The organism is Streptomyces sp. NPDC060028 (genome assembly GCF_042736725.1).
GTDB lineage: Bacteria > Actinomycetota > Actinomycetes > Streptomycetales > Streptomycetaceae > Streptomyces.
The window spans coordinates 90,842-104,219 of record NZ_JBHWVJ010000018.1; the positions used below are offsets into that span (position 1 = coordinate 90,842).

Annotated in this window: 14 protein-coding genes and 1 pseudogene; 10 read left to right on the forward strand and 5 right to left on the reverse strand. The window is 72.4% G+C overall.

The window, feature by feature from the left end:
- The first annotated feature begins 62 nt into the window (after positions 1-62).
- Together ACFWBF_RS12325 and ACFWBF_RS12330 are read left to right on the forward strand one after the other, a co-directional pair.
- On the forward strand, positions 63-1,322 hold the full coding sequence (locus ACFWBF_RS12325; RefSeq protein ID WP_385599275.1) for an SAV2148 family HEPN domain-containing protein: 1,260 nt from the start codon (positions 63-65) through the stop codon (positions 1,320-1,322).
- An 86-nt stretch (positions 1,323-1,408) separates the two neighbouring features.
- Positions 1,409-2,128, forward strand: coding sequence for a 3'-5' exonuclease (locus ACFWBF_RS12330; RefSeq protein ID WP_385599278.1), 720 nt, complete (start codon positions 1,409-1,411; stop codon positions 2,126-2,128).
- Positions 2,129-2,138: 10 nt separating this feature from the next.
- Here ACFWBF_RS12330 and ACFWBF_RS12335 read toward each other — a convergent pair whose 3' ends face one another.
- Positions 2,139-2,990 carry a phosphotransferase enzyme family protein gene (locus ACFWBF_RS12335; RefSeq protein ID WP_385599281.1) on the reverse strand — a complete coding sequence of 284 codons (852 nt, stop codon included), beginning with the start codon at positions 2,988-2,990 and terminating at the stop codon, positions 2,139-2,141.
- Positions 2,991-3,130: 140 nt separating this feature from the next.
- Between ACFWBF_RS12335 and ACFWBF_RS12340 the strand changes: the two genes are divergently transcribed.
- The 8 genes and pseudogenes from ACFWBF_RS12340 (at position 3,131) to ACFWBF_RS12375 (ending at position 10,290) form a co-directional block, all read left to right on the forward strand.
- Complete coding sequence (locus ACFWBF_RS12340; protein ID WP_385599284.1) at positions 3,131-4,105, forward strand: carbohydrate ABC transporter permease; 975 nt, start codon at positions 3,131-3,133, stop codon at positions 4,103-4,105.
- The gene (locus tag ACFWBF_RS12345) at positions 4,102-4,941 is read left to right on the forward strand and encodes a carbohydrate ABC transporter permease (protein ID WP_385599287.1); all 840 of its coding nucleotides are present in this window, start codon (positions 4,102-4,104) and stop codon (positions 4,939-4,941) included. The genes ACFWBF_RS12340 and ACFWBF_RS12345 overlap by 4 nt, the downstream gene beginning before the upstream one ends.
- Complete coding sequence (locus ACFWBF_RS12350; protein WP_385599290.1) at positions 4,941-6,239, forward strand: ABC transporter substrate-binding protein; 1,299 nt, start codon at positions 4,941-4,943, stop codon at positions 6,237-6,239. The genes ACFWBF_RS12345 and ACFWBF_RS12350 overlap by 1 nt, the downstream gene beginning before the upstream one ends.
- A 6-nt stretch (positions 6,240-6,245) precedes the next feature.
- Positions 6,246-7,016: pseudogene (locus ACFWBF_RS12355) on the forward strand (hypothetical protein); the annotation flags it as partial.
- Positions 7,017-7,036: 20 nt separating this feature from the next.
- On the forward strand, positions 7,037-7,600 hold the full coding sequence (locus tag ACFWBF_RS12360) for a DUF1697 domain-containing protein (protein ID WP_385599293.1): 564 nt from the start codon (positions 7,037-7,039) through the stop codon (positions 7,598-7,600).
- A 232-nt stretch (positions 7,601-7,832) separates the two neighbouring features.
- Positions 7,833-8,477: a DUF4360 domain-containing protein gene (locus ACFWBF_RS12365; RefSeq protein ID WP_385599296.1), complete on the forward strand. Its 645-nt coding sequence runs from the start codon at positions 7,833-7,835 to the stop codon at positions 8,475-8,477.
- A gap of 46 nt (positions 8,478-8,523) precedes the next feature.
- On the forward strand, positions 8,524-9,189 hold the full coding sequence (locus tag ACFWBF_RS12370; RefSeq protein WP_385599299.1) for a DUF4360 domain-containing protein: 666 nt from the start codon (positions 8,524-8,526) through the stop codon (positions 9,187-9,189).
- Positions 9,190-9,282: 93 nt separating this feature from the next.
- Positions 9,283-10,290 carry a ketopantoate reductase family protein gene (locus ACFWBF_RS12375; protein WP_385599302.1) on the forward strand — a complete coding sequence of 336 codons (1,008 nt, stop codon included), beginning with the start codon at positions 9,283-9,285 and terminating at the stop codon, positions 10,288-10,290.
- A 39-nt stretch (positions 10,291-10,329) separates the two neighbouring features.
- Here ACFWBF_RS12375 and ACFWBF_RS12380 read toward each other — a convergent pair whose 3' ends face one another.
- The 4 genes from ACFWBF_RS12380 to ACFWBF_RS12395 form a co-directional block, all read right to left on the reverse strand.
- Positions 10,330-11,085: a sirohydrochlorin chelatase gene (locus ACFWBF_RS12380; RefSeq protein WP_385599304.1), complete on the reverse strand. Its 756-nt coding sequence runs from the start codon at positions 11,083-11,085 to the stop codon at positions 10,330-10,332.
- Between the two features lie 5 nt (positions 11,086-11,090).
- Entirely contained in the window at positions 11,091-11,975 is an 885-nt protein-coding gene (locus ACFWBF_RS12385) for an ABC transporter permease (RefSeq protein WP_385599307.1), read from the reverse strand.
- Complete coding sequence (locus ACFWBF_RS12390) at positions 11,962-12,756, reverse strand: ABC transporter ATP-binding protein (RefSeq protein ID WP_385599310.1); 795 nt, start codon at positions 12,754-12,756, stop codon at positions 11,962-11,964. The genes ACFWBF_RS12385 and ACFWBF_RS12390 overlap by 14 nt, the downstream gene beginning before the upstream one ends.
- Before the next feature lie 44 nt (positions 12,757-12,800).
- A partial coding sequence (locus tag ACFWBF_RS12395) for an ABC transporter substrate-binding protein (RefSeq protein ID WP_385599313.1) occupies positions 12,801-13,378 on the reverse strand: 578 nt, incomplete at its 5' end.

A 13,378-nucleotide genomic window follows, 5' to 3' on the forward strand; every position in this document is an offset into this window, starting at 1 on the left:
GCGCGGAGTACCCTTCCGTGATCACTGGAGACGGGCGTCCAGACGCAGAAGGCGGTGCACGGGTGAGCTCGGGAGGTCTGGAGCTGCCCCCTGGTGACAGCAGTCACGAGGGCGGCCCGGCGGACGCCGCAGGCGCGGCCCCCGGCGGGATGCCGGCCGGGGCGGTGTCGCTGGCCCCGCCGGAGGCCGGGAGCGCACGGGCCGGGGCCGAGCTGGACTGGGGCACCGAGGCGTGGAGCGAGGTCCGTACGCGGGCGCAGCGCGCGGGCCGTGCGTACATCTGGCTGAACCTCATCGAACAGCGGCTGCGGTCGGTGATCGGGGCGGTGCTGCGGCCCGTCTACCAGCCGGTGCACGGCGACGACGACTGGGTCGTGGCGGCCGCCGGACCCGCCGGACAGGAGTGGGTGCAGCGGGCCGTCGCCGTCCGCGAGGTCAGCCGGCGCAAGGGCTACCTGCTGGACCCCGCCGACGACAACGTGCTGAGCTTCCTGACGCTGCCGCAGCTGCGCGAGCTCATGGTCCAGCACTGGCCCTGCTTCGAGCCCTACTTCGACGACCGGCGCGAGATCGAGCTGGCCCTCGACGAGCTGGAGGTCACGCGCAACGTCGTCTCCCGCAACCGGGCCCTGTCGCGGCCCGTGCTGGAACAGGCGGAGCGCGCCTCGGCGCGGCTGCTGGAGGTACTGGGCGGCGGCGCGGGCTCGCCGGCGGCGGACCGGCTGCCGATCGACGCCGTCGAGGACCTGGTGGGCGACCGGTACGCGGACGTCATCTCGGTCCACCCGGACCGGGTGCGGCTGCAGCGGCAGCTCCCGGCGGAGGACCTGTTCGGCGGCGCGCGCCGGCTCGACGCCATCGGCATAGGCCTGAACCTGCTGGTGCAGAACTTCTCCGGCCGAAGACTCGTGCGGCTCACGGAGGCAGGCTGCCGGGTGCGGCTGCTGTTCCTGAACCCGGCCAGCAGCGCCGTCAAGCGGCGCGAGCGGGAGCTCGGCCTGCGCAAGGGCGAGCTGAGCCGCTCGGTCGAGATGAACATCCTGCACGTGCGCCGGGTGCGGGCCGGACTGCGGGACCCCTCGCGCTTCGACATCCACGTCTTCGACGAGACCCCGCGCTTCACGGCGTACCTCGTGGAGGGGGAGTCCTCGGGCATCGCGGTGGTCCAGTCCTACCTGCGCCGGGCGCGCGGCATGGAATCCCCCGTCCTGGTCCTGCGCGGCGGCGGGCGCGGGGTTCCGAAGGACGCGGACCACGGGCTGTTCACGACGTACCGGGAGGAATTCGAGTCGGTGTGGGAGGACTCCCGCCCGGTCTCCTGAGGGGGCGCCGTCCGACTGTCAGAGGGCCGTGGCAGGCTGAAAGGCGTTGACCGAAAGTACGGGGACGTACGGGGGAGGGGCGCGGCATGGGGGACTGGCACGGCGGTGTGCTGATCGGGTTCGACCTGGAGACGACCGGCACGGAGCCGGGGGAGTCGCGGATCGTGACGGCCGCGGTCGTCGAGGTGCGGGGCGGCGAGGTGCGCGAGCGGCGCGGCTGGCTCGCGGACCCGGGCATACCGATCCCGCACCAGGCGTCGGCGATCCACGGAATCAGCACCGAGCGGGCGGTCGCCGAAGGGCGGCCGGCCCGGGAGGTCGCGGACGAGGTCGCGGCGGCGCTGGTGCGGCACTGGCGCGGCGGCGCGGTCGTGGTCGCGTACAACGCGGCCTTCGACCTGACCCTGCTGGCGGCGGAGCTGGCCCGGCACGGGCTGCCCTCGCTGGCCGACCGGCTGGGCGGTGCGCAGACCGGGCCGGTGGTGGATCCGCTGACCATCGACCGGGCCGTGGACCGCTACCGGCGGGGCAAACGGACGCTGGAGGCGGTGTGCGGGGTGTACGGGGTCACCCTCGACGCCGCGCACGACGCGGGCGCGGACGCCCTGGCCGCGGTCGGGGTCGCGCGGGCGATAGCCGTCCGGCACCCGGAGGTCGCCGGCCTCTCCCCGGCGGACCTGCACAGCCGCCAGGGCACCTGGCACGCCCGCTGGGCCCGGGACTTCCAGGCGTACCTGCGCGGCCAGGGCACCCCGGACGCGGTCATCGACACGGCATGGCCGCTGCGCGGGCTCGTACCGGCCTGACGCCTCACGGTCAGAAGGGGTGCCAGCGCATTGCGCGGTCGCCGGTGCGCAGGGAGGCCACGCGGCGGCGGAATTCGGCCAGGGCGCCCGGGTTGGCGGGGGCGTGCTGGGCAACCCAGGCGCAGCTCGCCGTCTCGCGGGCGCCGCGCAGGACCGGGCAGCCGTCCCAGTCGCGGACGTCCCAGCCGTACGCCGTCGCGAAGGCCTCGTAGTCCTCGGCGGGCAGGCCGTAGCGGTCGCGGGCGAGGGCCATCACGACCAGGTCGTGCTCCCGCAGGTCGTCGGAGACCGTCTCCAGGTCGACCAGGACCGGGCCGTCCGGGCCGACATGGACGTTGCGGGGGAGGGCGTCGCCGTGGATCGGGCCCGGGGGCAGGTGCGGGGTGAGGGCGGCGACCTCGGCGGCGTAGCCGTCGCGCCGGGCCCGCAGGTACGCGGCGTCCGCCGGGTCGATGGCGTCGCCGGCGAGCCGGAGCCAGCGCTCGACCCCGCCCAGCAGGTCGCGCGGGGGCAGGGCGAAGGGCGGTGCGGGCAGCGCGTGGATCTGCCGCAGCACTGCCGCGAGGTCCTCGGGGCCCGCCGGGCGGACCGCGTCCGGGAGCCGGTCCCACAGGGTCACCGGGTGCCCGTCCACCAGCCGGGGCTTCGGCTCGGCCGCGCGGACCGCCCGTACGCCCGACTCGGCGAGCCAGCCCGCCACGGCGAGCTCCCGCTCGGCCCGGGGCAGCAGGGATTCCTCCCGGCCCACCTTCGCCACGAGGCCTCCGACACCGAAGACGGCGTTCTCGCCGAAGGCGATCAGCGTGGCCCCGCCGCCCAGACCCGCCGCCGTCAGTACGTCCCTGGCCCGCGCCTCGTCCATGCCGTTCGTCTCGCCCTTCGCCGGATCGTCGTGAATCCGCCAAGTCTCGCATCCCGGTGTGCGCTGTCTTGACGCGCCATCAGGCCCTGCGCACGATGACCGGGGCGGATCCGGATGATCCACCCGGAAGGCGGTGAAAAGTGACCTCGGCCGTCACGGACCCGGCGCGCCCCCGCCGCACCGACCGCACGGGCGGGAGCGGTACGCGCCGCCGGCTCGACCGCAGGGCCGACAGCCACCCCGCTCACGCCGATCGCGGGGCCTGGTTCCTCGTCCTGCCCGCGCTCGTCCCGATCCTCCTGCTCAGCGTCGGCCCGCTCCTCTACGGCATCGCCCTCGCGTTCACCGACTCCCAGTCCGGCCGCACCTCCCCCACCCAGTGGGTCGGCGTCCTCAACTTCCGCGACCTGCTGCACGACCGGCTCTTCTGGGAGTCCTTCCGGATCGGCCTGCTGTGGGCCGTCGGCGTCACCGTGCCGCAGTTCCTGCTCGCGCTGGGCCTCGCCCTCCTGCTCAACTTGAACCTGCGCCTGCGGGGCCTGGCCCGGGCCCTCGCGATCATCCCCTGGGCCATGCCCGAAGTGGTCGTCGCCGTCATGTGGCGGCTCGTTTACCACCCCGACGCCGGGGTCCTCAACGAGACGCTGTCCGGCCTCGGCCTCGGCGGGGACACCGACTGGCTGAGCGGCCTGGCCACCGCCCTGCCCGCCGTCATCCTCGTCGGCGTCTGGGCCGGCATGCCACAGACCACGGTCGCCCTGCTCGCCGGCCTGCAGAACACGCCGCACGAACTCCACGAGGCCGCGGCCCTCGACGGCGCCGGGGCCTGGCGCCGCTTCCTGACCGTGACCTGGCCCGCGATCAGACCGGTCGCGCTGTCCGTCACCGCCCTGAATTTTATTTGGAACTTCAATTCCTTCGCCCTGGTCTACGTGCTGACCGGCGGCGGACCCGGCGGCCGCACCCGGCTGCCCATGCTCTTCGCGTACGAGGAGGCCTTCCGTTACGGCCAGTTCGGCTACGCCGCCGCCATGGGCTGCGTGATGGTCGCGGTGATCTCGGTCCTGCTCGCGGTGTACCTCGCCGGCCGGCTGAAGGGAGGGGACGAGCAGTGAACACCCGGACCGGGCGCCCCGCGCGCGCCGCCCAGTACCTGGCGCTCGCCGCCTACCTCGTCTTCCTCGCCTTCCCCTTCCTCTGGCTGGTCTCGACGGCCTTCAAACCGCCGCGCGAGCTGAGCAGCCTGCACCCCACCTGGATGCCGAAGGACCCGACCCTCGGCAACTTCCGCCAGGCCTTCGCCGAACAGCCGCTGCTGCACGCCGCCCTGAACAGCCTGGTCGCCGCGGTGTGCGCGGCCGTGGTGGCGGTGGCGCTGGCCACCCCGACGGCCTTCGTGCTGGCCCGCCGCCGGGGCAGGCTGTCCACCGCCGCCACCGGCTGGGTCGTGGTCAGCCAGGCCTTCCCCTTCGTACTGGTGATAATTCCGCTGTTCCTGGTGCTCAAGAACCTGCACCTGATCAACTCGGTGCCCGGGCTGATCCTCGTCTACGTCGTCTGGTCTCTGCCGTTCGCGCTGTGGATGCTGACCGGTTACGTCCGGGCCGTGCCGCGGGAGCTGGAGGAGGCGGCGGCGATGGACGGGGCCGGGCGGCTGCGCACGCTCGTCTCGGTCGTGGCGCCGCTGCTGGCGCCGGGGATCGTGGCCACCGCGCTCTTCTCGTTCATCACCGCGTGGAACGAGTTCTTCTTCGCCCTCGTCCTCCTCAAGTCCCCGCAGCGGCAGACCCTGCCGGTCGTCCTGACCCACTTCCTGGGCGCGGAGGGCGCCGCCGACCTGGGGCCGCTCGCCGCGGCCGCGTTCCTCGCCACCCTGCCCTCGCTGGTGATCTTCTCGGTCATCCAGAAACGGATCGCCGGCGGCCTGCCGGCCGGGGCGGTGAAGAGCTGATGGCCCGCTTCCGCAAGGCCCTGGCCGTCTCCGTCGCCGGGGTACTCCTGCTCGTGGCCGGCTGCTCCGGCGGCGGATCCGCCCGTACCGGCGCCGACGGGAAGATCAGGATCCGGTTCCAGTCGCTCGCCTGGCAGAAGGAGTCCGTCGACGCCAACAAGGCGCTGGTCGCCGAATGGAACGCCGCCCACCCCGACGTCCAGGTCCAGTACGTACAGGGCAGCTGGAACAGCGTCCACGACCAGCTGCTGACCTCCTTCGAGGGCGGCGAGGCCCCCGACGTCATCCACGACGCCTCCGACGACCTGGCCGACTTCGCGTACGGCGGCTACCTCGCCGACCTGCGGCCGCTGCTCTCCGACCGGCTCACCTCCGACATCCCGGCCGGGAGCTGGGAGTCCACCACCGTGGCCGGCGGGGTCTACGGGGTCCCCTTCCTCCAGGAGCCCCGGGTGCTGATGGCCAACACCGGGCTGCTGCGCGCCTGCGGTGTCCGCATCCCGACCCCCGAAGCCCCCTGGAGCTGGGCGGAGTTCCGCGCGGCCGCGAAACAGCTCACCGCCGAGGGGCGCTACGGCGTGGCCTGGCCGCTCAAGGACCCCGTCTCCGCCACCCTCAACCTCGGCCTGTCCACGGGCGGCCGGCTCTTCGCGCGCGAGCCGGGCGGGAAGGTCGAGATCCGCTGGGGCGAAGGCGACGCCGTCGTCCCGGAGACGATCCGGGCCCAGGTCGACACCGATCACAGCGCCTCGCGCGCGACCCTCGGGATGGGGGGTTCCGACACGCTGCCCGGCTTCTTCGGCGGCAAGTACGCGATGGTGCCGCTCGGGTTCTCCTACCGTCAGCAGATCGTCCGGCAGGCCCCGCCCGGCTTCGCCTGGCAGGTGCTCCCGCCCCCGGCGGGCGCCGACGGCACGGCCCAGGGAGTGAGCCCGCAGACCCTCTCGATCGCGCAGGACAGCCCGTACAAGAAGGAGGCCGCCGCCTTCATCGACTTCCTGCTGCGCCCCGCGAACATGGTCCGCCTCGCCCGCGGCGACTGGATGCTGCCCACCGGTACGCAGGCCCTCGCCGACCCCGCCCTGCGCACCCCGGAGCTGGGCTGGGCGACCGGCGCGGCCCTGGCCGACCGGCTGCGCCCGGCGCCGGCCCAGTCGGTACGCGGCTATCCGGAGTGGAAGGACAAGGTGGCGACCCCGGCGCTCCAGGAGTTCTACAGCGGCGCCATCGGTCTCGACGAACTGGAGAAACGCCTGGTCAGGGACGGTAATCGGGTACTGGCCCGGTACCAGCGCTGAGCCGGGATCCGGGAGCTCGTCGCCCGCGGTCACCGGGTCAGTTGTGCCGTCCCCGCCGCCTTCGCCCAGAAGATCGCGGAGACCGGCGCCACGCCCGTGATCTGGACCTCCACCCTCCCCACCGGGGACGATCCCGAGGCCTGGGGCACCGAGCTCATCGACAACCTCGAACCCTTCCTGGCCGACGCCCGCCAGGCGCTCCCGCAGCTCGCGGCCGCCTTCGAGGGCGACGAACCCGACCTCGTCATCCACGACATCACCTCCTACCCGGCCCCCGTGCTCGCCCACCGCTGGGGCGTGCCCGCCGTATCCCTGTCCCCGAACAGGGGTACGAGGAGGAGGTGGCCGAGCCGATGTTCGCCGAGCTGAAGGCGTCCGAGCGCGGGCAGGCGTACTACGCGGCCTTCGCCGCCTGGCTCACCGAGAACGGCCTCGCCGACGACGTCGACCGCTTCCAGTCCCGCCCGCGCCGCAGCATCGTCCTGATCCCGGAGGTGCTCCAGCCGAACGCGGACCGCGTCGACGCGTCCGTGTCCACCTTCGTCGGCGCCTGCCAGGGCGACCGCAGCGCGACGCAGGGCACTTGGCGGCGTCTCGCTCGGCGTGGCCCGGTACGTCCCGATGGACCGGGCCGACGCGGCGACCCTGCGGGCGGCGGTCCTGGACCTCGTCGCCGACCCCGGGGCCGCCGCCCGCATCGAGGCCCTGCGCGCCAGGATGGCCGCCGAGGGCGGCACGCGCCGGGCCGCCGACCTCATCGACGCGGAACTGTCATAGCCGCCACCTAGGGTGCGGCCATGACGAAGAAAGTCGGGACCAGGAAATACGCCGCGCTGCTGCGCGGGATCAACGTCGGCGGCCACAAGAAGGTCCCGATGGCGGAGCTGCGCTCCGTACTGGAGGGCCTCGGCCACGGCGACGTACAGACGTACCTGCAGAGCGGCAACGCCGTCTTCAGCGCCGCGCAGAAGGACCCGGCGGCCCTGGCCCGGGAGCTGGAGGCGGCCATCGAGGCGCACTTCGGCTTCCGGGTGGCGTGCCTGGTGGTGGACGGGGACCACCTGCGTGCCGTCGCCGACGCCTGCCCCTTCCCCGCCGCCGAACTGGAGGGCAGGCAGCTCCACGCCACGTTCTTCTCCGAACAGCCCGCCGCGGACCGGTTCGCCGCCCTCGCGGCGGCGGACTTCCTTCCGGAGGAGTTCCGCCTGGGCGACCGCGTCCTGTACCTCTACGCCCCGCAGGGCCTCGGCCGCTCGAAACTGGCCGAGGCCCTCGCCAGGCCCGCCGTCGTCAAGGGCATCGACGCGACCACCCGCAACTGGAACACCGTCGCCAAGCTCGTTGAGCTGACACGGGCCTGAGCGACCCGCGTTCTGGTCATTCTCACGGCCCCGCGGGCGGCCGGCGGCGGCCGGCCGGGGCGGGAGCGGCCTGATGAGGGGGCGGCCGGGCGGGCGCGGGCCTTGCGGGAATCGGCCAGAGAATTCGGCGGGGGGCCGTTGGCCGTATCGCGTCCTTCCCCGCCCCCGTCCTTTCGTGATGGCATGTGCATGTCTAATTCACAGCCCGGTCCGCACGAATGGAGAAAACGCGATGTTGCTCCGCAGACTGATCGTCGGCGCGGCGGTGGCGGCGTTATCGGCCGTGACCGCACCCGCGCAGGCCGATGCCGCGTACATCCCGCCCGGGAGAATTACGGTCGACGTGGTCGGAGTCAACGGCTCGGGGTGCCCGCAAGGGACCGCGGACGTGGCCGCGGCCTCCGACAACACCGCTTTCACCGTCACGTACAGCAATTACCTGGCCCAGGCGGGAGCCGGCGCGGGCGGGACCGAGTTCCGCAAGAACTGCCAGCTCGCCCTGCGGATCCACGTGCCCCAGGGGTTCACCTACGCCATCGCCCGCGCCGACTACAGGGGCTTCGCGCACCTCCAGCGCGGGGCCTTCGGCCAGGAGCGCGCGAACTACTACTTCCAGGGCGCCGCGCAGACGGCCCGCACGACCCACCAGTTCACCGGCCCGTACACGGACAACTGGCAGGCGAGCGACGAGACGCAGTACGCCGAGCTGGTCTGGGCGCCGTGCGGCGAGGAGCGCAACCTCAACGTCAACACCGAACTGCGCGTCTACGCGGGAACGTCGAACCCGCAGGCCCTGAGCTTCATGAGCATGGACTCGACGGACGGCAGCGTCAGCACGGTCTACCACTTCGAGTGGAAGGAATGCGCAGCAGTCTGACAGCGCGTGAGCGCAGGAACCCGACTCATGGTCAGGAGTGACAACGATGTCCCATTCCCTGTCCCGCACCCTGCTCACCGCCTGTGCGGCCGCCGCCCTGGTCGCCACGGCGACGCCGGCCGGAGCCGTCGGCCACGGCCCGCTGATCACCGTGCCGCCGGACAAGATCGTGATCGAGCTCGCCACCGTGAACGGATCGGGCTGCCGGGAAGGCACCGCCCAGGTGGCCGTCGCCCCGGACAACACCGCCTTCACGGTCACCTACAGTGAATACCTCGCGCAGGTCGGCCCCGGCGCCCCGCCCACCGCGTTCCGCAAGAACTGCCAGCTCAATCTCCGCGTTCACGTACCGTCGGGCTTCACCTACGCCATCGTCCAGGCCGACTACCGCGGATTCGCATTTCTCCAGCCGGGAGCGTCGGGCCAGGAACGGGCGAACTACTATTTCCAGGGAATGCCCCAGACTTTCCAGCGGACCCACCAGTTCAACGGGCCGCTGAACGACAACTGGCAGTCGACCGACAAGACGGAATACGCCGATCTGGTCTGGGCGCCGTGCGGTGAAAAACGCAACTTCAACATCAATACCGAACTGCGCGTGAATGCGGGCACGTCCGGCCCGACGGCCACCAGCTTCATGGCCATGGACTCCACGGACGCCAGCGTCAGCACCCTCTACCACCTCGCCTGGCAGGTGTGCCCGACCCCCTAGCACTAGGAGGTCTCCGCCGAGGGGGTGCATCCCGTTCGGATCAACCATGGCCCGACGGTGGCCCGGGGCCGCGGATGTGCCAGGCTCCCGGGTATGCGTTACATCATCATCGGCGCCGGGGCGATCGGCGCGGCCATCGGCGGACGGCTCACGGAAGCGGGAGCCGAGGTCGTCCTCGTCGCGCGGGGCGCGCACGCGCAGGCCCTGCGTGCGGACGGGCTGCGGCTCACGACCGCGCACGGGACGGCCGTACACCGGTTGCCCGTGGTCGGCGACCCGGCGGAGCTGGGCGAACTGCGGCCCGAAGACGTGCTGTTGCTCGCGGTGAAGACCCAGGACGCCCTCGCCGCGCTCGACGCGTGGGGTGACGCGGAGGTCGCGGGCGGCGGCACGGCCGCGCAGCGGCTGCCGGTGCTGTGCGCGCAGAACGGCGTGGAGAGCGAACGGCTGGCCCTGCGCAGGTTCGCCCGCGTGTACGGGGTCTGCGTGTGGCTCCCGGCGGACTTCCTGGAACCGGGGGTGATCTCCGCGAGGTGCGCTCCGCTGACGGGGATCCTGCACATCGGGCTGGCCGCCGGGGGCGCCGACGCGCGGGCCCGGAGCATCGCGGCCGACCTGGAGAAGGCCGGGTTCGAGGCGCCGGTGGTCGAGGACGTGATGCGGTGGAAGTACGCGAAGCTGCTGGGCAACCTGAGCAACGCGATCCAGGCGACCACCGGTGCGGAGCCCGATCCGGCGAAGGCGGCGCTGCTGCTGCGGGCGGTCCGGGAGGGCAAGGCCGCCTTCGAGGCGGCCGGGATCGCCTACGCCTCCGAAGCCGAGCAGGCGGCGGCCCGGGGCGGCAAGGTCGAGCTGCCGCCGGGGATTCGGGGCGGGTCCTCCTGGCAGTCCCTGTACCGGGGAACGGGCTCGATCGAGGCGGACTATCTGAACGGCGAGATCTGCTTGCTGGGCCGGCTGCACGGGGTGGCCACGCCGGTCAACGACGTGCTGCGGCACGCGGCCAACATCTTCGCCCGCGAGTCCCTTCCGCCGGGGGCGATGTCCATCGCCGACCTGACGGCCCTGGCCGACGAGGCCGCGGCCCGGTCACAGCACTAGCTAGCGGGGCTGATTTTTGCGCGGCATCAGCCAGACGGGTTACGCCGCCAGGGCCGGGAGTGCGGCCGGCGACGAGGACGCCGCGTCGAAGCGGCGCAGCAGCAGGCGGGCCAGTTCCGGGGAGGGGCCCAGGACGGCGGACAGGACGTCCGCCCCCGCGGCTTCGGCGCCGGCCGCGATGCGGTCCGGCAGCCGCCCGGGGGCGATGACGTACGGCGCCACCGCCACCCGACGCACGCCCTCGGCGCGCAGGGCCCGTACGGCATCCTCCGTACGGGGAAGGGCCGCGGAGGCGAACGCAGGCCGCACGGCGCACCAACCGGTGTGCCGCCACTCCCGCGCGATTTCAGCGATCACTGCGATCGCCTCCGGGTCTGTGGATCCGGCGGACGCGAGCACCACTCCCGTGGTGGCGCGGTCCGCCGCTGTGATGCCCGCCTCGGCGAGGCGCCGCTCCAGGGCCGAGATCAGGAGCGGGGACGGGCCGAGGACGTCCGCCACCGTGACGGACAGGCCGGGCAGGCGGGCGGCCGACTCGGCCAGCACCGCCGGGACGTCGGACTTCGCGTGGAACGCCCGCGTCAGGAGGAGCGGGAGGGCCACGGCCTCCCGTACGCCCGACCGGTGGAGCGAGGACAGCACCTGCCCCACCGTCGGCGTGTCGAAGTCGAGGAAGGCCGTCTCCACCCGCAGCCCGGGCCGCAGCGCCCGCGCCCGCCCGACGAGGGCGTGCACGGTCGCCGCGTGCCGCGGGTCGCGGCTGCCGTGGGCTATGACGAGGAGTGCGCGGGACACGGGACTCAGCTCTTGACCAGCAGGCCGCGGCTGCGCAGCACCCACCGCTCGACCGGGCTGAAGATGAGCAGGTCGATCGCGATGCCGACGACCAGGATCAGGATGATCGCGAGGAAGACGCCCGGGAGGTCGATGTTGTTGCGGCCGTTTTCCAGCAGCTGGCCCAGGCCCAGGCCCAGGTCGGGGGAGGAGGCGATGATCTCGGCGGCCATCAGCGAGCGCCAGGAGAAGGCCCAGCCCTGCTTGAGGCCGGCGAGGTACCCGGGCAGCGCGGCCGGCATGACCACGTGCCACGCGCCGCGCAGGCCGCTCGCGCCGAGGGTGCGGCCGGCTCGCAGGAACAGCGGGGGGATCTGGTCGATGCCGGAGACGAGGCCGTTGGCGATGGAGGGGACCGCGCCGAGCAGGATCACCGTGAACATCATGGTGTCCTTGAGGCCGAACCAGAGCACGGCCGGGGGCACCCAGGCGACCGAGGGCAGGGACTGCAGGCCCTGGAGGATCGGGCCGATCGCGGCGCGCACGAACTTCACCCGCGCGACGACGAGGCCGAGCGGGGTTCCGATGGCCAGGGCGAGGAGGAAGCCGAGCAGACCGCGCGAGACGCTGGTCCAGATGACCTCCAGCAGGGTGCCCTTGAGCCACATGTCGGCCAGGCTGTCCCACACCGCGGACAGTGCGGGCAGCTTGGTCTCCTCGGTGACCTTCATCGAGACGAGGATCTGCCACACCAGCAGCACGAGGCTGACGGCGAGCACCGGGGGCAGGATCTTCTTGGTGAGGATCTCGCGGAGCGGGGTGCGGTGGGTCTGGACGGCGTCGAGGGCGTCGAGGCCGGCCTCCAGGCCCGCCAGGTCGTCCGTCTTCGCCTTCGTGTCAGTGCTGGCCATGGCGGCGGATCTCCCCACGCAGGTGTTCGGTGATCTCGAGGGACAGCTCGGCGACGTCGGCGTCCTCGATGCGGCGGGGCTGTGGGATGTCCACGGTCCATTGCTTCGCGATTCGGCCGGGGCGCGAGGAGAGGAGGACCACGCGCTGGGCGAGGCGCACGGCCTCGCGCACGTTGTGTGTGACGAAGAGGACCGACAGGTTCGTCTCGGCCCAGATGCGGGTGAGTTCGCCGTGCAGCACGTCGCGGGTGATGGCGTCGAGGGCCGCGAACGGTTCGTCCATCAGCAGTAGTTGGCTGTCCTGGGCGAGTGCCCGGGCCAGGGCCACGCGCTGGCGCATGCCGCCGGACAGTTCGTGGACGCGTTTGCCGTAGGCGCCGCCGAGGCGGACCAGATCCAGCAGCCGCTCGGTCTCCAGGCGGCGCTCGGCTTTGGCCATCCCGCGCAGGCGCAGGGCCAGTTCGATGTTCTTGCCCGCGGTGAGCCACGGGAAGAGGGCGTGTTCCTGGAACATGAGCGCCGGGCGGCCGCCGGGGGTCGCGATGGAGCCCGCGGTCGGTTTGTCGAGTCCCGCGACCAGGTTCAGCAGGGTGGACTTTCCACATCCCGAGGCCCCCAGGATGGTGACGAACTCTCCGGGAGCGACATCGAGGCTGATGTCGTCCAGGACGAGCTGCGATCCGGCCGGGCCGGAGAAGGACTTCGAGACGTGCCCGATGCGGGCGGCGTGCGTCTGCTCCGCTACGGTGCCCTCGGCAGCCTTGGCAAGTGTGGTGGCCATGGTCGTCACCTCCTGGGGTTGCTGGACTGGACTGGACTGCGGGCTTACTTGGCGCCCAGACCGGCGTCGGAGACCGCGGGCTTGCCGGCGGCCTTGAGGACCTTGTTCAGGAGCGTCAGGTCGTAGATGCCGGCCAGGTCGGGCTGTTCGATGAGCTTGGCCTTGACCGCCCAGTCGGACTCGGTCTTCAGCGTGCCGGCGAGCGGGTCGTCGGTGACCAGGATGCTCGGCCACGACGGGTCGATGATCTTCGCGTCGAGCGGCTTGCCGCCGTCCGCCGCCAGCTTCGCGTTCGCGGAGGCCTTCGCCTTGTCCGGGTTGGTGTTGATCCACTCGTTGGTCTTCACCGTGCCCTTCAAGACGGCCTCGACCACGTCCGGGTGCTCCTTGAGGAACTTCTGCGACACGATGACGTTCGTGATCACGAACTTCTTGTCGGGCCACAGGGAGGTCTCGTCGAGGAGGACGGAGCCGCCGTCCGAGACGAGCTTGGAGGCTGTGGGTTCCGGCACCCAGGCGCCGTCGATCGAGCCCTGCTTGAAGGCGTCGGGGGTCACCTTGTTGTCCGTGCGGACGACGGAGACGTCACCCTTGCCGGACTCCGGGTCGACCGTCCAGCCCT

Coding starts and splice junctions, on each gene's coding strand:
- ACFWBF_RS12375 (WP_385599302.1), top strand. CDS start 9,283: ATGCGTTACATCATCATCGGCGCCGGGGCGATCGGCGCGGCCATCGGC.
- ACFWBF_RS12390 (WP_385599310.1), bottom strand. CDS start 12,756: ATGGCCACCACACTTGCCAAGGCTGCCGAGGGCACCGTAGCGGAGCAG.
- ACFWBF_RS12350 (WP_385599290.1), top strand. CDS start 4,941: ATGGCCCGCTTCCGCAAGGCCCTGGCCGTCTCCGTCGCCGGGGTACTC.
- ACFWBF_RS12330 (WP_385599278.1), top strand. CDS start 1,409: ATGGGGGACTGGCACGGCGGTGTGCTGATCGGGTTCGACCTGGAGACG.
- ACFWBF_RS12370 (WP_385599299.1), top strand. CDS start 8,524: ATGTCCCATTCCCTGTCCCGCACCCTGCTCACCGCCTGTGCGGCCGCC.
- ACFWBF_RS12360 (WP_385599293.1), top strand. CDS start 7,037: ATGACGAAGAAAGTCGGGACCAGGAAATACGCCGCGCTGCTGCGCGGG.
- ACFWBF_RS12385 (WP_385599307.1), bottom strand. CDS start 11,975: ATGGCCAGCACTGACACGAAGGCGAAGACGGACGACCTGGCGGGCCTG.
- ACFWBF_RS12335 (WP_385599281.1), bottom strand. CDS start 2,990: ATGGACGAGGCGCGGGCCAGGGACGTACTGACGGCGGCGGGTCTGGGC.
- ACFWBF_RS12365 (WP_385599296.1), top strand. CDS start 7,833: ATGTTGCTCCGCAGACTGATCGTCGGCGCGGCGGTGGCGGCGTTATCG.